Source organism: Chimaeribacter coloradensis, assembly GCF_002858715.1.
Taxonomy (GTDB): Bacteria; Pseudomonadota; Gammaproteobacteria; order Enterobacterales; family Enterobacteriaceae; genus Chimaeribacter; species Chimaeribacter coloradensis.
The window spans coordinates 1-22,214 of sequence record NZ_PJZH01000018.1; the positions used below are offsets into that span (position 1 = coordinate 1).

Annotated in this window: 20 protein-coding genes and 1 other RNA gene; 17 read left to right on the plus strand and 4 right to left on the minus strand. The window is 61.9% G+C overall.

Annotation, left to right across the window (positions count from 1 at the left end):
• The 7 genes from CYR32_RS22100 to CYR32_RS15170 form a co-directional block, all read left to right on the plus strand.
• A partial coding sequence (locus CYR32_RS22100) for a hypothetical protein (protein ID WP_420912846.1) occupies window positions 1-99 on the plus strand: 99 nt, incomplete at its 5' end.
• Between the two features lie 397 nt (window positions 100-496).
• Window positions 497-1,513 carry an erythrose-4-phosphate dehydrogenase gene (epd, locus tag CYR32_RS15145; protein WP_101825886.1) on the plus strand — a complete coding sequence of 339 codons (1,017 nt, stop codon included), beginning with the start codon at window positions 497-499 and terminating at the stop codon, window positions 1,511-1,513.
• Between the two features lie 69 nt (window positions 1,514-1,582).
• The gene (gene pgk / locus CYR32_RS15150) at window positions 1,583-2,746 is read left to right on the plus strand and encodes a phosphoglycerate kinase (RefSeq protein ID WP_101825888.1); all 1,164 of its coding nucleotides are present in this window, start codon (window positions 1,583-1,585) and stop codon (window positions 2,744-2,746) included.
• 121 nt (window positions 2,747-2,867) lie between these two features.
• Window positions 2,868-3,947 carry a class II fructose-bisphosphate aldolase gene (gene fbaA, locus CYR32_RS15155; RefSeq protein ID WP_101825890.1) on the plus strand — a complete coding sequence of 360 codons (1,080 nt, stop codon included), beginning with the start codon at window positions 2,868-2,870 and terminating at the stop codon, window positions 3,945-3,947.
• A gap of 315 nt (window positions 3,948-4,262) precedes the next feature.
• Window positions 4,263-5,201: a small-conductance mechanosensitive channel MscS gene (gene mscS, locus CYR32_RS15160; protein WP_101825892.1), complete on the plus strand. Its 939-nt coding sequence runs from the start codon at window positions 4,263-4,265 to the stop codon at window positions 5,199-5,201.
• 187 nt (window positions 5,202-5,388) lie between these two features.
• Window positions 5,389-6,006 carry an arginine exporter ArgO gene (argO, locus tag CYR32_RS15165; RefSeq protein WP_101825894.1) on the plus strand — a complete coding sequence of 206 codons (618 nt, stop codon included), beginning with the start codon at window positions 5,389-5,391 and terminating at the stop codon, window positions 6,004-6,006.
• Window positions 6,007-6,279: 273 nt separating this feature from the next.
• Window positions 6,280-7,002, plus strand: a complete 723-nt coding sequence (locus tag CYR32_RS15170) for an oxidative stress defense protein (RefSeq protein ID WP_101825896.1) — start codon at window positions 6,280-6,282, stop codon at window positions 7,000-7,002.
• A gap of 48 nt (window positions 7,003-7,050) precedes the next feature.
• Here CYR32_RS15170 and CYR32_RS15175 read toward each other — a convergent pair whose 3' ends face one another.
• Window positions 7,051-7,944: a LysR family transcriptional regulator ArgP gene (locus CYR32_RS15175; protein ID WP_101825898.1), complete on the minus strand. Its 894-nt coding sequence runs from the start codon at window positions 7,942-7,944 to the stop codon at window positions 7,051-7,053.
• Window positions 7,945-8,129: 185 nt separating this feature from the next.
• Here CYR32_RS15175 and rpiA point away from each other — a divergent pair, with 185 nt between their 5' ends.
• Complete coding sequence (gene rpiA / locus CYR32_RS15180; protein ID WP_101825900.1) at window positions 8,130-8,786, plus strand: ribose-5-phosphate isomerase RpiA; 657 nt, start codon at window positions 8,130-8,132, stop codon at window positions 8,784-8,786.
• 387 nt (window positions 8,787-9,173) lie between these two features.
• The gene (gene serA / locus CYR32_RS15185; RefSeq protein ID WP_101825902.1) at window positions 9,174-10,415 is read left to right on the plus strand and encodes a phosphoglycerate dehydrogenase; all 1,242 of its coding nucleotides are present in this window, start codon (window positions 9,174-9,176) and stop codon (window positions 10,413-10,415) included.
• 56 nt (window positions 10,416-10,471) lie between these two features.
• Here the strand turns inward: serA and CYR32_RS15190 are convergent, their stop codons facing one another.
• From CYR32_RS15190 to zapA, 3 genes are all read right to left on the minus strand, one after another.
• On the minus strand, window positions 10,472-11,083 hold the full coding sequence (locus CYR32_RS15190) for a 5-formyltetrahydrofolate cyclo-ligase (protein ID WP_101825904.1): 612 nt from the start codon (window positions 11,081-11,083) through the stop codon (window positions 10,472-10,474).
• A 77-nt stretch (window positions 11,084-11,160) separates the two neighbouring features.
• Window positions 11,161-11,344: non-coding RNA, 6S RNA (gene ssrS / locus CYR32_RS15195), on the minus strand.
• A gap of 99 nt (window positions 11,345-11,443) precedes the next feature.
• Window positions 11,444-11,773, minus strand: coding sequence for a cell division protein ZapA (zapA, locus tag CYR32_RS15200; RefSeq protein ID WP_072932761.1), 330 nt, complete (start codon window positions 11,771-11,773; stop codon window positions 11,444-11,446).
• A 244-nt stretch (window positions 11,774-12,017) separates the two neighbouring features.
• On the opposite strand from zapA, the gene CYR32_RS15205 reads away from it, so the two are divergent.
• The 8 genes from CYR32_RS15205 (at window position 12,018) to CYR32_RS15240 (ending at window position 22,206) form a co-directional block, all read left to right on the plus strand.
• Window positions 12,018-12,593 carry a YecA/YgfB family protein gene (locus CYR32_RS15205; protein ID WP_101825906.1) on the plus strand — a complete coding sequence of 192 codons (576 nt, stop codon included), beginning with the start codon at window positions 12,018-12,020 and terminating at the stop codon, window positions 12,591-12,593.
• A 63-nt stretch (window positions 12,594-12,656) separates the two neighbouring features.
• A complete protein-coding gene (pepP, locus tag CYR32_RS15210) occupies window positions 12,657-13,967 on the plus strand; it encodes a Xaa-Pro aminopeptidase (RefSeq protein ID WP_101825908.1) in 1,311 nt (436 codons plus the stop codon).
• A gap of 4 nt (window positions 13,968-13,971) precedes the next feature.
• Window positions 13,972-15,150: a 2-octaprenyl-6-methoxyphenyl hydroxylase gene (ubiH, locus tag CYR32_RS15215; RefSeq protein WP_101825910.1), complete on the plus strand. Its 1,179-nt coding sequence runs from the start codon at window positions 13,972-13,974 to the stop codon at window positions 15,148-15,150.
• Window positions 15,151-15,169: 19 nt separating this feature from the next.
• The gene (gene ubiI / locus CYR32_RS15220; protein ID WP_101825911.1) at window positions 15,170-16,381 is read left to right on the plus strand and encodes an FAD-dependent 2-octaprenylphenol hydroxylase; all 1,212 of its coding nucleotides are present in this window, start codon (window positions 15,170-15,172) and stop codon (window positions 16,379-16,381) included.
• A gap of 487 nt (window positions 16,382-16,868) precedes the next feature.
• The gene (gene gcvT / locus CYR32_RS15225; protein WP_101825913.1) at window positions 16,869-17,966 is read left to right on the plus strand and encodes a glycine cleavage system aminomethyltransferase GcvT; all 1,098 of its coding nucleotides are present in this window, start codon (window positions 16,869-16,871) and stop codon (window positions 17,964-17,966) included.
• A gap of 84 nt (window positions 17,967-18,050) precedes the next feature.
• Entirely contained in the window at window positions 18,051-18,437 is a 387-nt protein-coding gene (gene gcvH, locus CYR32_RS15230) for a glycine cleavage system protein GcvH (RefSeq protein WP_101825915.1), read from the plus strand.
• Between the two features lie 79 nt (window positions 18,438-18,516).
• Window positions 18,517-21,396: an aminomethyl-transferring glycine dehydrogenase gene (gene gcvP, locus CYR32_RS15235; protein ID WP_101825917.1), complete on the plus strand. Its 2,880-nt coding sequence runs from the start codon at window positions 18,517-18,519 to the stop codon at window positions 21,394-21,396.
• 63 nt (window positions 21,397-21,459) lie between these two features.
• On the plus strand, window positions 21,460-22,206 hold the full coding sequence (locus CYR32_RS15240) for an SDR family oxidoreductase (RefSeq protein WP_101825919.1): 747 nt from the start codon (window positions 21,460-21,462) through the stop codon (window positions 22,204-22,206).
• Window positions 22,207-22,214: the final 8 nt, after the last annotated feature.

Sequence of the window (22,214 nt, forward strand, 5' to 3'; positions counted from 1 at the left end):
ACCACCTTCGGCGAGTCCGCCCCGGCTGACCAGCTGTTCACGATGTTCGGCTTCACCGTGGAAAACGTGGTAGAGAAGGCGAAAGCGCTGCTGGGCTAAGCCCGCCGCTGACGCCGGGCTGCCGGTGTTCCTGAAAAGCGCCCTGCGGGGCGCTTTTTTTATGGGCTGAAACCCGGGGAAGAGGGGAAAATGGGCTTTCCGGCATCGCATGCCGGGCAATGCCGGGGTGATTCATGCGCCCGCAGTGAAAAAGAGACGGTTTTTTCAGCAATTGCATCAGGATCGTCTGAGGCAGGGGTCAGATCATTTTCTTTAGGATCGCTTTGGTTTATGCTCGGCTGAACCGTTTCAGTTGGGAAATATCCCAGCAAAATTAAGAATGTGACGGTGATCACAATATTGATGTGATGATGTAAACACCGCGGGAGGATTCCTCCCGGAGGCGCGCTGCATTACTCTAGAAGGCTGGCACAGTGACCGCAAATCAGGGAAAAGCATGACCATCCGCATCGCGATAAACGGGTTTGGCCGCATCGGCCGCAGCGTTTTACGCGCGCTTTATGAGTCCGGCCGCCGGGCGGAGATCGCCGTGGTCGCGATCAATGAACTGGCGCAGGCTGAAGGCATGGCACACCTGCTGAAATATGACACCAGCCACGGGCGTTTTGCCTGGGATGTGCGGCAGGAGTGCGATCTGCTGTGGGTAGGGGATGACACCATCCGCCTGTTGCATGAGCCGGATCTGGCGGCGCTGCCGTGGGGCGAACTCGGCGTGGACGTGGTGCTGGACTGCACCGGCGTTTACGGCAGCCGGGCGGACGGCGACGCGCACCGCGCTGCCGGGGCCAAAAAGGTGCTGTTTGCCCACCCGGGCGGGCATGACCTCGACGCCACCGTGGTCTACGGGGTGAACCATACCGCGCTGCGCCGCGAGGATCGCATCGTCTCTAACGCCTCCTGTACCACCAATTGCATCATCCCGGTTATCAAGCTGCTGGACGACGCCTACGGCATCGAATCCGGTACCGTGACCACCATCCATTCGTCGATGAACGACCAGCCGGTGATTGACGCCTATCACCCGGATCTGCGCCGCACCCGTGCTGCCAGCCAGTCGATCATCCCGGTCGATACCAAGCTGTCGGCGGGCATCACGCGCATCTTTCCGCAGTTCCAGGATCGCTTTGAAGCGATCTCCGTGCGGGTGCCGACCATCAATGTGACGGCCATCGATCTCAGCGTTTTTGTCGGGGCCTGCGTCGCGGTGCGTGACGTCAACCTGCTGTTGCAGAAGGCCGCACAGGGGGCTTTTCGTGGTATAGTTGACTATACGGAACTACCATTAGTCTCGATAGATTTTAACCATGATCCGCACAGTGCCATCGTTGACGGCACACAGACGCGGGTCAGTGGGCAGCACCTGATCAAAACACTGGTCTGGTGTGACAATGAGTGGGGCTTTGCCAACCGGATGTTAGACACCACCAGGGCAATGGCCGCAAGCGGTTTCTAGTACGGTGCACCGGTTTTGCCGGCGCGCCGCTCAAGCAACTTTAAAAGAGAATCAACGAGAGGGTTCACCATGTCTGTAATTAAAATGACCGATCTGGATCTGGCCGGCAAACGCGTGCTTATCCGCGCTGATCTGAACGTGCCGGTAAAAGAGGGCAAAGTTACCTCTGACGCACGTATCCGCGCCTCCCTGCCGACGATTGAAACCGCGCTGAAGCAAGGCGCACGTGTCATGGTTACGTCTCACCTGGGCCGCCCGACCGAAGGCGAATACAACGAAGAGTTTTCGCTGCTGCCGGTGGTGAACTACCTGAAAGAGAAGCTCTCTTCCCCGGTGCGCCTGGCAAAAGAGTATCTGGACGGCGTTGACGTTGCAGAAGGTGAACTGGTAGTTCTGGAAAACGTCCGCTTTAACAAAGGCGAGAAGAAAGATGACGAGACGCTGTCCAAAAAATATGCCGCCCTGTGCGACGTGTTTGTAATGGACGCCTTCGGCACCGCGCACCGCGCCCAGGCATCGACCCACGGCGTCGGCAAATTCGCGCCGGTGGCCTGTGCCGGCCCGCTGCTCTCTGCTGAACTCGACGCCCTGGGCAAAGCGCTGGGCAACCCGGCCCGCCCGATGGTCGCCATCGTCGGCGGTTCTAAAGTCTCCACCAAACTCACCGTGCTGGATTCCCTGTCCAAAATCGCTGACCAGCTGATTGTCGGCGGCGGCATCGCCAACACCTTCGTTGCAGCCCAGGGCCACAACGTCGGCAAGTCCCTGTATGAAGCGGACCTGACCTCAGAAGCGAAAAAGCTGCTCGAAACCTGTGACATTCCGGTACCGACCGATGTGCGCGTTGCCACGGAGTTTTCCGAAACCGCGCCGGCAACGTTGAAATCAGTCAACGACATCAAAGATGATGAACAGATCCTTGACCTGGGTGATGCCTCTGCGGAGCGTCTGGCGGAGATCCTGAAAAACGCCAAGACCATCCTGTGGAATGGCCCGGTAGGGGTATTTGAGTTCCCGAACTTCCGTAAAGGGACCGAAATTGTCGCGCAGGCAATTGCCGACAGCGCGGCCTTCTCCATCGCAGGCGGTGGTGACACGCTGGCAGCCATCGACCTGTTCGGGATTGCTGACAAGATTTCCTATATCTCCACCGGCGGCGGTGCCTTCCTGGAGTTCGTGGAAGGCAAAAAACTGCCGGCAGTTGTAATGCTGGAAGAGCGTGCCAAGCAGTAATTAACCTGGACGGGCCGCCCAGGCTGCCCGTTCCTGCTGTTTCGCCCCGCGTTTCTGGGGCAGGGCGCAACAGCTTACCGATTCATTTCTCTCTACGGCCGACGAAACAGGACGACGTAAAATGTCTAAAATTTTTGATTTCGTAAAACCGGGTGTCATCACAGGTGATGACGTTCAGAAAGTGTTCCAGGTAGCGAAAGAAAACAACTTCGCACTGCCGGCAGTTAACTGCGTAGGTACTGACTCCATCAACGCTGTGCTGGAAACCGCCGCGAAAGTTAAATCGCCGGTTATCGTGCAGTTCTCCAACGGTGGCGCGGCGTTCATCGCCGGTAAAGGCCTGAAAACCGACATCCCTCAGGGTGCCGCGATTCTGGGTGCCATCTCCGGCGCACACCACGTGCACCAGATGGCCGAACACTACGGCGTGCCGGTTATCCTGCACACTGACCACTGCGCCAAAAAACTGCTGCCGTGGATCGACGGCCTGCTGGATGCCGGTGAAAAACACTTCGCCGCGACCGGCAAACCGCTGTTCTCCTCCCACATGATCGACCTGTCCGAAGAGTCCCTGGAAGAGAACATTGAGATCTGCTCCAAGTACCTGGCGCGCATGGACAAAATGGGCATGACCCTGGAGATCGAACTGGGCTGCACCGGCGGTGAGGAAGATGGCGTGGACAACAGCCACATGGACGCCTCCGCCCTGTACACCCAGCCGGAAGACGTGGACTACGCCTACACCAAACTGAACGCCATCAGCCCGCGTTTCACCATCGCTGCCTCCTTCGGTAACGTGCACGGCGTGTACAAGCCGGGTAACGTGAAACTGACCCCGACCATCCTGCGTGATTCTCAGGAGTTCGTTTCCAAGAAACATAACCTGCCGCACAACAGCCTGAACTTCGTCTTCCACGGCGGTTCCGGTTCTTCCGCGCAGGAGATCAAAGATTCCGTCAGCTACGGCGTAATCAAAATGAACATCGATACCGACACCCAATGGGCAAACTGGGAAGGTATCCTGAAGTATTACAAAGAAAACGAAGCGTACCTGCAGAGCCAGCTGGGCAACCCGAAAGGCGAAGACCAGCCGAACAAGAAATACTACGATCCGCGCGTCTGGCTGCGTGCCGCGCAGAGCTCCATGGTGACCCGCCTGGAGCAGGCGTTCAAAGAACTGAACGCGATCGACGTGCTCTGATTGCCTGTCTGAATGCTGAGAAGGCTCCCGCAAGGGGGCCTTTTTTTATGGCCGGAGGCGGGTGGTCTGCGCGGAATTTGGCCGGATCGGCCCGTTTTTCGGCACCCGGGGCGCGATCCACGGCTGCGGATTGGCAGGAGCGGATTTTGTTAGTTACCCTTATAGGCGTGCTTGTCGGGCTTGAAAACCTTGACAAACTTTGTGGTTTTACTGCGCTGGCGCATTGCCATACTTAGCGCCGGGCACAGAGTAACAGACAGGTATGACGCACCCCCGGTATCAGGGGGGACTGTGAAAATAACAAAGGTGGGATGAATGGACGATTTGAACGTGGTAGACAGAATTAACAGTGCAGGTGACTGGCTGGCACGCAACCAGGGTTTGTTGATCCATTACGCAGTGAATATCGTGGCGGCGATTGTCATTATGATCATCGGCTTTATGGCCGCCAAAGTGATCTCCAGCACCCTCCGCAAAGTCATGCATGCCCGCGGCATTGATGACACCGTGTCCGATTTCCTGGCGGCCATCGTCCGTTACGGGGTGATCGCGTTCACCATCATCGCGGCACTTGGCCGCATCGGTGTGCAGACCGCCTCGGTGATCGCGGTACTGGGTGCCGCCGGTCTGGCCGTGGGCTTGGCGCTGCAAGGCTCGCTGTCTAACTTTGCGGCCGGTGTGCTGCTGGTGATTTTCCGTCCGTTCCGCGCCGGTGAGTATGTGGATCTGGGCGGCGTCTCCGGGACGGTAGAAGAGGTGCAGATTTTCCACACCACGCTGCGTACCCCGGACGACAAAATGGTGGTGGTGCCGAACGGGAAAATCATTGCCAACAACATCATCAACACCTCGCGTGAGCCGAACCGCCGCACCGAGATTGTGGTGGGCGTGGCCTATGACGCCGACATCGACACGGTGAAGAAGGTGCTGGGCGACATCGTGGCCGCAGATGAGCGCATCATGCATGATAAAGGCGTGGTAGTGCGCCTGAATGAGATGGGGGCCTCCACGCTGAACTTCGTGGTGCGCTTCTGGACCACCAACGGCAACGCGCAGGAGACTTTCTGGGACACGCTGGAAAGCTTCAAGCGTGCGCTGGATAAACACAACATCGGCATTCCTTACCCGCAGATGGACGTTCACCTCTACAAAGCGGACAACAACGCGGCGGAACCCGCTGACGCACCGCAAGAGGGGCGTAACCTGAGCCTGAAAAAGGGCGCAGAAAACCCGGTGAACGGCCGCACAAACTGAGCCGTGCCGCGTGAAATGCGCAATACAACAGGGGTGCCGCCAGGCGCCCCTTTTTTATGGCGGGGGGCCATTAGCCGCCCTTATCGCTGATAAGATTTTTGCGTTTCCTCTGATAACGCCGCGCCCGTACACTGCGCCCATTCCGGACGGCCGCACGGTGTGGCCGCCTCTCAAAGGGACGTTAATTGTGCTGACCACCTATTTCCAGGGCTTCCTGCTCGGCGCGGCCATGATCCTGCCGCTCGGCCCGCAAAATGCCTTTGTGCTCTATCAGGGCATCCGCCGCCAGTACCACCTGATGATCGCCTCGCTCTGTACGCTGAGCGATGTGGCGCTGATCTGCGGCGGCGTATTCGGCGGCAGCGCGCTGCTCAGCCGCTCGCCGCTGTTACTGGCACTGGTGACCTGGGGCGGTGTGGCTTTCCTGTTGTGGTACGGCTTCGGCGCGCTGCGCAGTGCGGCCCGCCCCGGTGACGTGCAGAGCGAGGAGAGTTTCGTACGGCAGAGCCGCTGGAAAATCGTGCTCACGCTGCTGGCCGTGACCTGGCTCAACCCGCACGTCTACCTCGATACCTTTGTGGTGCTCGGCAGCCTGGGCGGCCAGTTTGCGCCGGAGGCGCGGCGCTGGTTCGCCCTGGGGGCCGCCTGTGCCTCACTGGTCTGGTTCTTTGGGCTGGCGCTGCTGGCGGCCTGGCTGGCCCCGGTGCTGCGTACCGCCCGCGCCCAGCGCATCATTAACCTGCTGGTGGGGCTGGTGATGTGGGGCATCGCACTGCAACTGGCGCTTCAGGCGCTCGCCCGCTGAGGCCAAAACTGTGAGGTGGGTAGAAAACAGCGCAACAGGCGCTGTGATTCGCCGTAATCCTATAGAGAGGGTGCGCTGCCGCACGTTATGCTGGCGTTGATATTGCCGGGTTTACCTTTACCGGAGAGGCCGGGGCTGGGAACCCTTCCCCGGCGCGGGTGCCCCCGACGGGTAAACTATTGAAAAGCGTATTGCTGCCCCGTGACATTTGGTGACTAATAAGGGCTGAAGGGACATTCTCCCGGCGTACAACGCATGAATTAAGGAGCTACCGTGAAGTTAAAGGCATTGGCTTTAGCCGCAATGATGGGAATGGGAAGTGCATCACTGGCGGTTCAGGCCGCTGAACTGCCGGAAGGGCCGCATGTGGTGACCTCAGGCACCGCCAGTGTGGATGCCACCCCGGACATCGCCACCCTGGCCATTGAGGTGAACGTCTCCTCTAAAGACGCGGCGACCGCGAAGCAGCAGGCTGACAGCAAAGTGGCCGAGTATTTCTCCTTCCTGCAGAAAAACGGCATCGATAAAAAAGATATCAACGCGGCTAACCTGCGCACCCAGCCGGAGTATAACTACCTGAAAGATGGCCGCTCGGAGCTGAAAGGCTACCGCGCGTCACGTCAGGTACAGGTGACGCTGCGCCAGCTGGACAAACTGAATGATCTGCTGGACGGCGCGCTGAAATCGGGCCTGAATGAGATCCGTGCCGTGGAGCTGGGGGTCGCCAACCCGGAAACCTACCGCGACCAGGCGCGCCAGAAGGCGATTGATAACGCCACCCAGCAGGCGGGCGCACTGGCGGCCGGCTTCAAAGCCAAACTGGGGCCGGTGTTCAGCATCCGTTACCATGTCGCCAACTACCAGCCGATGCCGGTAATGCGCATGTACAAAACGGCCGAGGCGGCCCCGCAGAGTGATGCGGCGCAAACCTACGATCAGCAGACCATCCATTTTGACGACCAGGTCGACGTGGTGTTTGAGTTGCAGCGCCCGTAATCCGCGCCTGCCTTGCTGATGCACTCCAACGGCCCTGACGGGCCGTTTTTAATCCTGCCGCAATACCTGATGGCCGTGGGCGATCAGGGCATCCGTGACTTTGCGCATCATGCGGCTCTCCGGGGCGAAACGGTGCCAGAACAGCATCCGCCGCTGGAACAGGCCGGGCGTCAGGTCGATCAGTTCGCCGCTCTCCAGTTCACGCTCAATCTGCAAATGCGGGATCATACAGCAGGTGGTGCCCTGACGCGCCAGCTGCACAAAGGCTTCCGACGAGTTAACGATGTGGCAGGGCACACTGCCGGGCGAGAGGTCAAAGTTCTGCTGTAAAAACGCCTGATGCATATCATCGAGATGATCGAACGCCACCGCCGGTGCTTTCAGCAGCGCGCTGCGGGTTACGCCGTTCGGAAAGTAACGGTCGGCAAAGGGTTTAGAGGCGACGAACAGGTAGTCCAGCGCCCCGAGCTGGTCCACCAGGCAGCTCGGCAGCGGCTGCGGCTGGATACTGACCGCGCCCACCACTTCGCCCCGGCGCAGCCGCTCCTGGGTGCGGGTTTCATCTTCCACCTGCAAATTCAGGCGGATCGGCGAGTCCGCCAGCACCGGCTTCAGCGCCGGCAGCAGCCAGGTCGCCAGGCTGTCGGCGTTGACCGCCAGCGACAGCAGCAGCGGCGAGTCACTGCCGGTGTCATTGCCCAGCCACTCCTCCTCCAGCAGCTCCACCTGGTGCAGCAGCGCCAGCAGCTTTTGCCCCTGCTCGGTGGGGCGCGGCGGCACGGTACGCACCAGCAGCGGCTGGCCGAAGAGGTTCTCAAGCTGCTTAATGCGCTGGGATACCGCCGATTGGGTGATGCAAAGTTTCTGTGCGGCGCGTTCAAAGCCGCGCTCACGGATCACCGCGTCCAGCGCCTGCAACGTTCGGTAGTCTGGGCGTTTCATTGGAAATCTGTCCCCTGAAGTCGTTGTATTAGCGCACTATGCCACAATTTTGCCGCGCTGCGGGGGCAAAATCACCGGTATCCCCCGGTGGAACTGTGATCCCCCGCGGTGGATTGCGCGCCCTTTTCAGCAGCGCTTGCTCTATAATACGCACACGTTTTCGCAGCGGGAGCAATGAACTTACTATGACGCAGGATGAACTGAAAAAAGCGGTCGGATGGGCAGCACTTGATTACGTGACGCCGGGCACCATCGTGGGGGTCGGCACCGGCTCCACGGCGGCGCACTTCATCGACGCGCTGGGTTCCATCAAACACCAGATTGACGGGGCGGTCTCCAGCTCCGACGCCTCCACCGCCAAATTGCAGAGCCTTGGCATCCCGGTATTTGACTGCAATGAGGTAGACAGCCTCGACATCTACGTCGACGGTGCCGACGAGATCAACGGCCATATGCAGATGATCAAAGGCGGCGGCGCGGCGCTGACGCGTGAGAAGATCATTGCGGCGATTGCGCGCAAATTTATCTGCATCGCGGACGCCTCAAAACAGGTGGACGTGCTGGGCAACTTCCCGCTGCCGGTTGAGGTGATCCCGATGGCACGCGCCTATGTGGCGCGTGAGCTGGTGAAACTGGGCGGCCAGCCGGAGTACCGCCAGGGCGTGGTGACGGATAACGGCAACATCATCCTGGATGTGCGTAACCTCACGATCCTCGACCCGGTGGCGCTGGAAAACCGCATCAACGGCATCGCGGGGGTGGTCACCGTGGGGCTGTTTGCCAACCGCGGCGCGGATGTGGCGCTGATCGGCACCCCGGAGGGTGTGAAGACCATAAAATAAGTGCCCGATCTGCCCCGGCCGCCGGGGCAGGTTTCCGCACCCATCGCCTCAGGCCCGGCCACGCGGTGCCGCTGCCGGCGGCGGCAGGCATCGCGGTGATAACCGTCTCTTATGACCGGTCATATTTTTCCCCCTGAAATATCTTTTCTTATCACGCTGAAATTTGGTGACATATGTCACAATCCACGATTTGATTTTCCTATCATTCTGACCGTTCCCGCTTCCCCAGCATTTTTCGCCAAAATCCACCAGCGCCGGTGCGCCTTATGCTGGGCAGGCCGCAATCGTTTGTATTGCCGCCCGCTGAATATTTGTTATGTTGAAGCGGCGCTGCGGCAAAACGTTGCACGACAGCCGTTTCTGAAGTCTGAAAAATAGGGTCGGGTCATGGCAAAAGTATCACTGGAGAAGGACAGAATTAAGTTTCTGTTAGTGGAAGGGGTTCATCAGAGCACCGTTGAAAATCTGCGTGCTGCCGGATATACCAATATTGAATACCACAAAGGGGCGCTGGATACCGAAGCGCTGAAAGCGTCGATCCGCGATGCGCACTTTGTCGGCATCCGATCGCGTACTCAGCTCACCGAAGAGGTGTTTGCGGCGGCAGAGAAGCTGGTGGCCGTGGGCTGTTTCTGTATCGGCACCAACCAGGTTGACCTGGCGGCTGCCACCAAACGCGGCATTCCGGTGTTCAACGCGCCTTTCTCCAATACCCGATCCGTGGCCGAAATGGTGCTGGGCGAACTGCTGCTGATGATGCGCGGCATCCCGGCGGCCAACGCCAAAGCGCATCGCGGCGTCTGGCACAAACTGGCGGTCGGCTCCTTTGAAGCGCGCGGCAAACGCCTCGGCATCATCGGCTACGGCCACATCGGTATGCAGCTCGGCGTACTGGCCGAAGGGCTGGGGATGCAGGTCTACTTCTACGACATCGAGAACAAGCTGCCGCTCGGCAACGCCCAGCAGGTGCGCCACCTCTCTGAGCTGCTGAACATGAGCGATGTGGTGTCGCTGCATGTGCCGGAGACGCCGTCCACGCAGAACATGATGGGCGCAGAAGAGTTCAGGCTGATGAAACCGGGCGCGATCCTGATCAACGCCTCACGCGGCACGGTGGTGGACATCCCGGCGCTGTGCGACGCACTGGCCAGCAAACACCTCTCGGGCGCGGCGATTGACGTCTTCCCGGAAGAGCCGGCCACCAACAGCGACCCGTTCAACTCCCCGCTGTGTGAGTTTGACAACGTGATCCTGACCCCGCACATCGGCGGCTCCACTCAGGAAGCGCAGGAAAACATCGGCACCGAAGTGGCGGGCAAGCTGGCGAAATACTCTGACAACGGCTCCACGCTGTCGGCAGTCAACTTCCCGGAAGTGTCCCTGCCGAGCCACGGTGCCAACGCCCGCCGTTTGCTGCACATCCATGAAAACCGCCCGGGCGTGCTGACGCGCATTAACCAGATCTTCGCCGAGCAGGGCATCAACATCGCGGCACAGTACCTGCAAACCAGCCCGCAGATCGGTTACGTGGTGATTGACGTCGAAAGCGACAGCGCCGACGGGGCCAACACCGCACTGCAACTGATGAAAGCGATCCCGGGCACCATCCGCGCCCGCCTGCTGTACTGACCGGTTGCTGCTGAAAAAACGGGTGCCTACGGCACCCGTTTTTTTATGGCCGCGCGTTACCAGCGCCACACCTTGCCGGGGGTAATGATCTCCGGCAGCGGCACATCCCACGGCTCCGCCGGGATGCTCTCCACCTGTTGGCAGTCATGCGCCAGCCCAATCGGGTAGGGGCCGCGCGTACGCCACTGTGCCAGCGTGCGGTCATAAAAGCCGCCACCCATGCCGAGCCGCTGGCCGCGGTCATCAAAGGCCACCAGCGGCGTCAGAATCACCTCCAGCTGATGCAGCGGCAGAATATGGCGCACATCCAGCGGCGGCTCCGGGATCCTCAACCGGTTGGGAATTAATGCCGTCCCCGGCTGGTAATTGAGAAACAGCAGGTGGCCGGGTGAGAAGGGGTGCAGTACCGGCAACACCACGCGTTTTCCCAGCGCCCAGAGCCGCTCAATGGCCGGGCGGGTCGGCAGTTCGCCGTCAAACGAGAGGAACATCGCCACGCTCTGCGCCGCCTGAATACGCGGATGATCGGCAATGCGTTGGGCAGCCTGAACAGCGGCCTGCTGCTGCTGCTGCGGTGTCAACGCGCGGCGGCGATGGCGGACTTCCGTGCGCAGATGCTGGCGCAGCAAAGGGGTATCGGGGTGTTGAATGGGGTGGTCTGTTTTCATAAGGGGAAACCGTGTCCATACGGAAAAACGGGTCGGTGTAAACAGAACGGGCAACGGGGTGCTGCCGGGTAAAGAAGGGAATCTCCGAGATGCCGCCGCAGGCTGTAACCCTTGAACCCTTGGTTCAAGGTGAACGCAGCGTCGTAACTTTAAGGCTTCTCGGACGGACCGAGCATGCTCACCAATTACGGATCGCCACATTCTTGTGGTATGAAATATCGGCTCAGGGGACTGGCCCGCTGACGAACACCTCAGAGAAATTTTTTACTCGCTGCTGACTTTAAAGATCTTACATTTAAAAATCAACCGCTTAAGCAATCATTTTTTTGCCTGAACAGAGATTCGCATCACCCGCGGGGGTTATTCGAAAGGCGCACCCTGACGTTCAGAGATACGGCCTTGTTCAAGCAGCGCCTGTTCGATGGTCTGTTGCAACATCCGGATGCGCTGTTCCATATTGGCGGCATAGTCACGCGTTTTCAAGCGTTCTTGCGCCAGTTCGTGACACACATTCAGTGCCGCGATGAAAACTAACTGCTCTGTATTTGTGACTCTAGTGCGAACTTTCAGATCTTGCAACCGCTGGTTCAGATCTTCTGCGGCCAGATTCAACGCATCCTGTTGCTCTGGCGGGCAGTTCACCCGTAATGAGCGGCCAAAAATTTGAATATCTACCGGTTGTGCAGCCATGCCACCTTCCTGCCTCAATTTCCGCGTCCGCTTACCGCACCGGTGAAAGCGGGCGCCACTATATATACCTCAATACCAGGATACAACCCTCTTTTAAAGGCGGGTTTTCTCCGCGCCAGAGGGCGTACTCTACTAAGCTGTCAGGGATAATCAACCCTTAACCGGGTCTCAGCTAATCTGGTACAGCGACGGATCTTGGTGGTAGCATACCATGAACTTATCCTGCCAACGATGACCAATACGTATGTCGATAAATAAACCTTTTCCTACTTATGATGCCGTAAATCAGGCACTCCGCCAGCAGGCTGTCGCCCTGACCGCCGCTGAAATGCACGGCCTGGTCAGCGGGTTGCTGTGTGGCGGCAACCGCGACGCCAGCTGGCAGGCGCTGGTCCATGACCTGACCAACGAAGGCATCGCCTTCCCGCAGGCGCTGAATGCACCGTTGCAGGAGCTCTACCAGGTGACGCGCGAAACGCTGGAAGATGACGGCTTCGAATTCCGTATGCTGATGCCGGACGACGACGCCAGCGTCTTTGACCGCGCCGACGCGCTCTCCGGCTGGGTGAACCATTTCCTGCTCGGCCTCGGCGTCATGCAGCCGAAGCTGGCCCAGGTCAAGGACGAAGTCGGCGAGGCGATTGACGACCTGCGCAACATCGCCCAGCTCGGCTATGAGGAAGATGAGGATCAGGAAGAGCTGGAGCAGTCGCTGGAGGAGGTGGTGGAGTACGTGCGCGTCGCGGCGATCCTCTGCCATGCGGAGTTTGCCGAGCCGGGGCCGACCGCGCCGGAAGTGCGCAAGCCCACGCTGCACTAAAAAGATAAGCCGGTCAGGGCCGGTAAGTGATTGGTTGTTAACGCAAACTAAAAGGAGAAGGGGATGACCCAGCAGGAGTTTCAGAACCGCCGCCAGGCACTTCTGGCAAAAATGGCCCCGGCCAGCGCCGCGCTGATTTTTGCCGCCCCGGAAGCCGCCCGAAACGCGGACAGCGACTACCCGTACCGCCAGGACAGCGATTTCTGGTACCTCACCGGGTTTAACGAACCGGAAGCGGTGCTGATCCTGATTAAAAGCGATGACACCCATAACCACAGCGTGCTGTTTAACCGGGTGCGTGACCTGACGGCGGAGATCTGGTTTGGCCGCCGCCTGGGGCAGGAAGCCGCCCCGGCCAAATTGGGCGTGGACCGCGCCCTGCCGTTTGATGAAATCGGCACACAACTCCACCTGCTGCTGAACGGACTGGACGTGATTTATCACGCGCAAGGCCGCTACGCCTACGCTGACACCCTGGTGTTCGGTGCGCTGGAAAAACTGCGCAACGGCGCGCGCCAGAACCTTGCCGCCCCGGCCACCCTCACCGACTGGCGGCCGTGGCTGCATGAGATGCGGCTGTTCAAATCGCCGGAAGAGGTAGCCGTGATGCGCCGCGCCGCGGAGATCACCGCGCTCGCCCACACCCGCGCCATGGAACGCTGCCGCCCCGGCATGTTTGAGTATCAGCTGGAGGGCGAAATCCAGCATGAGTTCACCCGCCACGGCGCGCGTTTCCCGGCCTATAACACCATCGTCGGCAGCGGCGACAACGCCTGCATCCTGCACTACACCGAAAACGAGTGTGAAATGCGGGACGGCGACCTGGTGCTGATCGACGCCGGCTGCGAATACCGCAGCTACGCGGGGGACATCACCCGCACCTTCCCGGTTAACGGCAAATTCAGCCCGGCCCAGCGCGCGGTGTATGACATCGTGCTGGCGGCCGAATACAAGGCGCTGGAGCTTTACCGACCCGGCACCAGCATGCTGGAGGTGACGCAGGCGGTGGCGCGGGTGATGATCGAGGGGCTGGTGAAGCTCGGCATCCTGCACGGCGAGACAGAGCAGCTGCTGGCGGAGAAGGCCTACCGCCCCTATTTCATGCACGGCCTGTCGCACTGGCTGGGGCTGGATGTGCATGACGTCGGCCACTACGGCACCGACCGTGACCGCGTGCTGGAGCCGGGCATGGTGCTGACGGTGGAGCCGGGTCTCTACATCGCGCCGGATGCTGACGTCCCGGCGGAATACCGCGGCATCGGCGTGCGCATTGAGGATGACATCCTGATCACCGCCGACGGCAACGAGATCCTGACCGGCGGCGTGGTGAAAGAGGCGGACGAGATTGAAGCCCTGATGGCGGCGGCACGGTAAGCGTATGAGCATGATTATTGTAGGCGGCGGCATGGCCGGGGCGACCCTGGCGCTGGCGGTGTCGGCGCTGACCGGCGGCCGTGTGCGGGTCGATCTGGTCGAGGCCGCGCTGCCGGAAGACCGGCAGCACCCCGGCTTTGACGCTCGGGCGATTGCGCTGGCGCAGGGCACCTGCCGCCAGCTGGCGCGCATCGGCATCTGGCCGGCACTGCGCGACTGCGCCACGCCGATCACCCACGTTCATGTCAGTGATCGCGGCCACGCCGGGCTGGTGAACCTGCACGCGCGGGATTTCCACGTCACCGAGCTGGGCAACGTGGTGGAGCTGCATGACGCCGGGCGGCGGCTGTTCGCGCTGCTGCGCAAAGCGCCGGGCGTGCACCTGCACTGCCCGGCCAAAGTGGTCAGTGTCGACCGGCAACAGGAGCACGCCGCCGTCACGCTGGACAACGGCGAAACCCTGAGCGCCCAATTGCTGGTGGCGGCCGACGGCTCCCACTCCGCGCTGGCCCGCGCCTGCCGGGTACAGTGGCAGGTGAGCGACTACCCGCAGATTGCGGTGATCGCCAACGTCACCACGGCAGAACTGCCGCAGGGGCGGGCGTTTGAACGCTTCACCGAACATGGGCCGCTGGCGCTGCTGCCGATGTCGCAGGGGCGCAGTTCGCTGGTCTGGTGCCACCCGCGCGAGCGGCAGGCGGAGGTCAGCGGCTGGAGCGAGGCGGAATTTATCGCCCAGCTGCAACAGGCCTTTGGCTGGCGGCTGGGCAAAATCCTCAAGGCGGGGCAGCGGGAGGTCTATCCGCTGCAACTGCGCATCGCCGACAGCCACATCAGCCACCGGCTGGCGCTGGCGGGCAATGCGGCACAGACGCTGCACCCGATCGCCGGGCAGGGGTTCAACCTCGGCCTGCGGGATGTGATGACCCTGGCGGAAACCGTGGCGGATGCCGCCGCGCAGGGGCGTGACACCGGCAGCGGCGCGGTGCTCAGCGCCTACCAGGCGCGCCGCCGCCCTGACCAGCAGGCCACCGTCGGCGTGACGGACGGCCTGATTCACCTTTTCGCCAACCGTTACGCACCGCTGGCAGCCGGGCGTAACCTTGGTTTGATGGCAATGGAACAGACTCCACTGCTGCGCGATGCCTTTGCCCGCCGTACCCTGGGATGGGTGGCGCGCTGAGGCCAACAGGAAACTCATTATGCAATCTTTTGATGTGGTCATTGCCGGTGGCGGCATGGTTGGGCTGGCACTGGCATGCAGCCTGCACGGCAGCGGGCTGCGTATTGCGGTGCTGGAACACCAGCCGCAGGCGGAGACGCCGTTGACGGCGGAACATTCGGTACGCGTCTCGGCGATCAACGCCGCCAGCGAGCGGCTGCTGCAACATATCGGCGTCTGGGACGACATCACCGCGCGCCGCGCCAGCCCTTACGCCGGCATGGAAGTGTGGGATCGCGACAGCTTCGGCCGCATCGCCTTCCGCGCCGACGATTACGGCTACGCCCACCTTGGGCACATTATCGAAAACCCGGTGCTGCAACAGGCGCTGTGGCAGCGTGCCGCCTCGCTCTCTGAGGTGACGATGCTGGCCCCGGCGCAGCTCAAAAGCGTCGCCTGGGGCGAAAATGAGGCCTTTATCACCCTGGAAGATGGCCGGATGCTCACCGCCCGGCTGGTGGTCGGCGCGGACGGCGCCAACTCCTGGCTGCGCCGCCACGCCGATATCCCGCTGACCTTCTGGGATTACGGCCACACGGCGCTGGTGGCAACCATCCGCACTGAGGAACCGCACCAGGGCGTGGCGCGGCAGGTGTTCCACGGCGACGGCATCCTGGCGTTCCTGCCGTTTTCCGACCCGCACCTCTGCTCGATTGTCTGGTCACTGCCGCCGGAAGAAGCCGCACGGCTGGCGGCGCTGGATGAGGCCGCGTTCAACCGTGAGCTGGCGATGCAGTTCGACCTGCGCCTGGGGTTGTGCCGGGTTGAAGGCGAGCGCCATACCTTCCCGCTCACCGGCCGTTACGCCCGCAGCTTTGCCGCCCACCGGCTGGCGCTGATCGGCGACGCGGCGCACACCGTGCACCCGCTGGCCGGGCAGGGGGTCAACCTCGGCTTTATGGACGCCGCCGAACTGGCCGCGGAGATCCGCCGCCTGCAAAAGCAGGGCAAAGATTTCGGCCAGCACCTCTACCTGAAGCGTTACGAGCGCCGCCGCAAGCACAGCGCCGCCCTGATGCTGGCGGGGATGCAGGGGTTCCGCGACCTGTTCGACGGGCAGAACCCGGCGAAAAAGCTGCTGCGTGACCTCGGCCTGGCGCTGGCCGACAACCTGCCGGGCGTGAAGCCGCGTCTGGTACGCCAGGCGATGGGGCTGAACGACCTGCCCGACTGGCTTAACCCCCCGGCCTGATAACGGCCCCGGCGGCAAACGCCCTGTTTGCCGCCCAATTCCCACTTTTTCAACGCATTTCCTGCTTTTCCTTTCCCCGCTTCTTCTGAGATAGCCCTTTTGCCCTAAAACAGGGCAGGCCGTTTTCCGTTTGAAATATTCTAATTTCACCCCGGTTTTCGCATTAGTTTTAATTATCTGAAGAGGGTGGGGCCTTTTGCTGTTTTCAGTCCTGCGCCCTGTTGATGTTATGGAATATCGTATGAACTGGGCATTGATTGTTAATTATGTGCCGCGCCCCGCAGTTTTTCAGTGGAATATTCTGCACGATAAGGCCGCACTTTTTTGGTGCCCGGCGCGACCCGGCCTATTTCAGCTTATGGATCACCACCCGGTTCGGTGATAAGTTCAGCAAAAGGGTAACGATTGCGTCGCTATACTTCAGCCAACGGGATTGGCTGAAAAATGACCGCAAAAGCACACCAACCAGCAGGCAAATGAGGGAAACATGGCGAACCAGACCCCGCTCTATGATCAACACATCGCGTGCGGCGCGCGCATGGTGGACTTCCACGGCTGGATGATGCCGCTGCATTACGGCTCCCAGATCGACGAGCACCACGCGGTGCGGCAGGACGCGGGCATGTTTGACGTCTCCCACATGACGATTGTTGACCTGAACGGCGCGCGCACCCGCGAATTCCTGCGTTACCTGCTGGCCAACGACGTCGCCAAACTGACCCAGCCCGGCAAGGCGCTCTACACCGGGATGCTGAACGCCTCCGGCGGCGTGATTGATGACCTGATCGTCTACTTCCTGGCAGAAGACGCGTTCCGGCTGGTGGTGAACTCCGCCACGCGGGAAAAGGATCTGGCCTGGATCAGCGAACATGCCGCGCCTTATGGCGTGGCGATCACCGAGCGTGACGATCTGGCGCTGATTGCCGTACAAGGCCCGCAGGCCAAAGAGCGTGCCGGAACGCTGTTCACCGACGCCCAGCGCCGGGCCGTGGAGGGCATGAAGCCGTTCTTCGGCGTGCAGGCCGGTGACCTGTTTATCGCCACCACCGGTTACACCGGTGAGGCGGGCTATGAGATCGCCCTGCCCAACGCGCAGGCTGCCGCTTTCTGGCAGCAATTACTGGCGGCCGGGGTAAAACCGGCGGGCCTCGGCGCACGTGACACCCTGCGGCTGGAGGCGGGCATGAACCTCTACGGCCAGGAGATGGATGAGGGCGTATCGCCGCTGGCGGCCAACATGGGCTGGACCATCGCCTGGCAGCCGGAAGATCGTGATTTCATCGGCCGCGAGGCGCTGGAGAAGCAGCGTGAGCAGGGCACCGACCAGCTGGTCGGCCTGGTGATGACGGAGAAAGGCGTGCTGCGCAACGGCCTGCCGGTGCACTTTATTGATGACGCCGGCGACACCCGGGAAGGCGTCATCACCAGCGGCTCCTTCTCCCCGACGCTGGGCTTCAGCATCGCGCTGGCCCGCGTTCCGGCCGGGATCGGTGACCACGCGATCGTGCAGATCCGCAACCGCGAAATGCCGGTGCGGGTCACCAAACCTGTTTTTGTGCGCGCCGGGAAACCCACCGGCCACTGAGCCACGGCGCGCCCCGTTTTGCTGCAGATGAGTCAGCGACAACACGCAACCCTATTAAAAAATAACGTCCGAGGAGAAGGCCTGATGAGCAATGTGCCAACCGAACTGAAATATGCAAGCTCCCACGAGTGGGTGCGTGACGAGGGCAACGGCGTCTACTGCGTCGGCATCACCGAGCACGCGCAGTCGCTGCTGGGCGATATGGTCTTCGTTGACCTGCCGGAAACCGGCCGCACCGTCACCGCCGGTGACGATTGCGCGGTGGCGGAGTCAGTAAAAGCCGCCTCAGACATCTACGCGCCGATCGGCGGCGAGATTGTTGAGGTGAATAGCGAACTGGACGGCTCGCCGGAGCTGGTCAACAGCGAACCCTACGCCGCCGGCTGGCTGTTTAAAATCAAGGCGGCTGACCCGTCTGAGCTGGGCAACCTGCTTGACGCCGCCGCCTACCAGAGCAGCATTGAAGAGTAACCCCGCAGCCCGGTTCGCGCCGGGCGCACCCGTTCTGCCCATGTCCCGTCCCCATGCATGATTTCAGGAATCTGTAGCAATGACCCAGACTCTCAGCCAACTTGAACACCGCGCGGCGTTTGTTGAACGCCACATCGGCCCCTCTGCGGCACAACAGCAACAGATGCTGGATGCCGTCGGCGCATCCTCGCTGTCGGCCCTGATCCAGCAGATCGTCCCGGCCGACATCCAGCTGCCGGGGCCGCCGGCGGTGGGCGAGGCCGCCACCGAGCATCAGGCCCTGGCGGAGCTGAAAGCGATGGCGGCACAGAACCAGCGCTACAAAACCTACATCGGCATGGGCTACAGCGCGGTGCTGACGCCGCCGGTGATCCTGCGCAACATGCTGGAGAACCCCGGCTGGTACACCGCCTACACCCCCTATCAGCCGGAGGTGTCGCAGGGGCGGCTGGAAGCGCTGCTGAACTTCCAGCAGGTGTCGCAGGATCTCACCGGGCTGGATCTCGCCTCCGCCTCGCTGCTGGACGAGGCCACCGCTGCCGCCGAAGCGATGGCGATGGCGAAACGCGCCAGCAAACTCAAACAGGCCAACCGCTTCTTCGTGGCGGATGACGTCCACCCGCAGACGCTGGATGTGGTGCGCACCCGCGCCGGCACCTTCGGCTTTGAGGTCATCATCGACCGTGCCGAAAAAGTGCTGGAGCTGGAGGGGGTGTTCGGCGTGCTGCTGCAACAGGCGGGCACCACCGGCGAGCTGCATGACTACAGCGCGCTGCTGGCCGAACTGAAAACGCGCCGCATCATCACCGCCGTGGCGGCGGACATCATGGCGCTGGTGCTGCTCACCGCACCGGGCAAACAGGGCGCGGACATTGTATTCGGCTCGGCCCAGCGCTTTGGCGTGCCGATGGGCTACGGCGGCCCGCACGCGGCGTTCTTCGCCTGCCGCGACGAATTCAAGCGTTCCATGCCGGGGCGCATCATCGGCGTCTCGCGTGACGCCGCAGGCAACACCGCGCTGCGCATGGCGATGCAGACCCGCGAACAGCATATCCGCCGCGAGAAAGCCAACTCCAACATCTGCACCTCGCAGGTACTGCTGGCGAACATCGCCAGCCTTTACGCCGTGTTCCACGGCCCGGAAGGGCTGAAGCGCATTGCCGGGCGCATCCATCGCCTCACCGACATCCTGGCCGCCGGGCTGAAGCAGGGCGGGCTGCTGCTGCGCCACAGCAGCTGGTTCGACACCCTGACCGTCGAGGTGCAAGACAAGGCCGCGGTGCTGGCGCGCGCGCTGAGCTTCGGCATCAACCTGCGCACCGACATCCACGGCGCGGTGGGCATCACGCTGGATGAAGCCACCACGCGTGAGGATGTGCAGGCGCTGTTCGCGGTGCTGCTGGGGGACGATCACGGCCTGGATGTCGAAAAACTCGATCGCGCCGCCAGCCAGGACAGCGGCTCGATCCCGGCCGCGCTGCTGCGCCGCGATTCGATCCTGACCCACCCGGTGTTCAACCGTTACCACAGCGAAACCGAGATGATGCGCTACATGCACCGTCTGGAGAAAAAGGATCTGGCGCTGAACCAGGCGATGATCCCGCTCGGTTCCTGCACCATGAAGCTCAACGCCGCGGCGGAGATGATCCCGATCACCTGGCCGGAATTCGCGGAGCTGCACCCGTTCTGCCCGCCGGAGCAGGCGGCAGGCTATCAGCAAATGATCGGCCAGCTGTCGCAGTGGCTGGTGCAACTCACCGGCTATGACGCCCTCTGTATGCAGCCGAACTCCGGCGCGCAGGGCGAATACGCCGGGCTGCTGGCGATCCGCCACTACCACGAGAGCCGCAACCAGGGCGAACGCAACCTCTGCCTGATCCCCAGCTCCGCCCACGGCACCAACCCCGCGTCGGCGCAGATGGCAGGCATGGACGTCGTGGTGGTCGCCTGTGACAAACAGGGCAACATTGACCTGAATGACCTGCGGGAGAAGGCGGCGCAGGCCGGTGACCATCTCTCCTGCATCATGGTGACCTACCCGTCGACCCACGGCGTCTATGAAGAGACCATCCGCGAGGTGTGCCAGATCGTCCACCAGTATGGCGGGCAGGTCTACCTCGACGGCGCGAACATGAACGCGCAGGTCGGTATCACCACGCCGGGCTATATCGGCGCGGATGTGTCGCACCTCAACCTGCACAAAACCTTCTGCATCCCGCACGGCGGCGGCGGCCCGGGCATGGGGCCGATTGGCGTGAAAGCGCACCTGGCTCCCTTTGTGCCAGGCCACAGCGTGATGGCGATTGACGGCGTGCTGACGCAGAACGGGGCGGTCTCCGCCGCGCCGTTCGGCAGCGCTTCAATCCTGCCGATCAGCTGGATGTACATCCGCATGATGGGGGCCGAGGGGCTGAAGCAGGCAAGCCAGGTGGCGATCCTCAACGCCAACTACATCGCCACCCGGCTGAAAGAGGCTTACCCGGTGCTCTACACCGGCCGTGACGGCCGCGTGGCGCACGAATGCATCCTCGACATCCGCCCGCTGAAAGAGGCGACCGGCATCAGTGAAATGGACATCGCCAAGCGCCTGATCGATTATGGGTTCCACGCGCCGACCATGTCCTTCCCGGTGGCGGGCACGCTGATGGTGGAGCCGACGGAGTCCGAGGGCAAGCTGGAGCTGGACCGCTTCATCGACGCGATGCTGGCGATCCGCGCGGAAATCAGCCGCGTGGCCGCCGGTGAGTGGCCGCAGGATGACAACCCGCTGGTGAATGCGCCGCACACCCAGGCGGAGCTGGTCAACGACTGGCAACACGCCTACAGCCGTGAGCTGGCAGTGTTCCCGAGCGAAGCGGCGCGTGAAAACAAATACTGGCCGGCGGTGAAACGCCTGGATGATGTCTACGGTGACCGCAACCTGTTCTGCTCTTGTGTACCGATGAGCGACTACCAGTAAGCGCGTCAGACGTGACTTTCCCCAAAGGCCCGGTTATCCGGGCCTTTTTTATCAGGAGAAATCATGCAGAAAATCGCAGTGGTGACCGGCGGCAGCCGGGGGATCGGGCGGGCGACGGCGTTATTGCTGGCGCGCGAAGGCTACCGGGTGGCGGTGAATTACCGCAGCAATCAGGCGGCGGCGGACGACGTAGTGGCGGAGATCCGGGCGGCCGGGGGAGAGGCGCACGCCTTTGCCGCTGACATCGCCGACGAGGCGCAGGTGGTGGCGATGTTTGCCGCGGTGGATGAGGTGTTCGGCCCGTTGACGGCGCTGGTCAACAATGCCGGTATCCTGTTCAGACAGGCACGGGTAGAGGAGCTGGACGCCGCCCGCATCAACCGCGTGCTGGCGACCAACGTCACCGGCAGTTTCCTCTGCTGCCGCGAGGCGGTGAAACGCATGGCGACGCGCCACGGCGGGCAGGGCGGGGCGATTGTCAACGTCTCCTCGGCGGCCTCAAGGCTCGGCGCGCCGGGCGAATATGTGGATTATGCGGCATCAAAAGGGGCAATGGACAGCCTGACCACCGGCCTCTCGCTGGAGGTGGCGGCGCAGGGCATCCGGGTGAACAGCGTGCGCCCCGGCCTGATCTACACTGACATCCACGCCGACGGCGGCGAGCCGGGGCGGGTTGACCGGCTCGGCGCGCTGCTGCCGATGCAGCGCGGCGGGCAGCCGGAAGAGGTGGCGGCCGCCATCAGCTGGCTGCTCTCCGATGCCGCCTCCTACGTCACCGGGTCGTTTATCGATCTGGCGGGCGGCAAATAGCGGCCAAA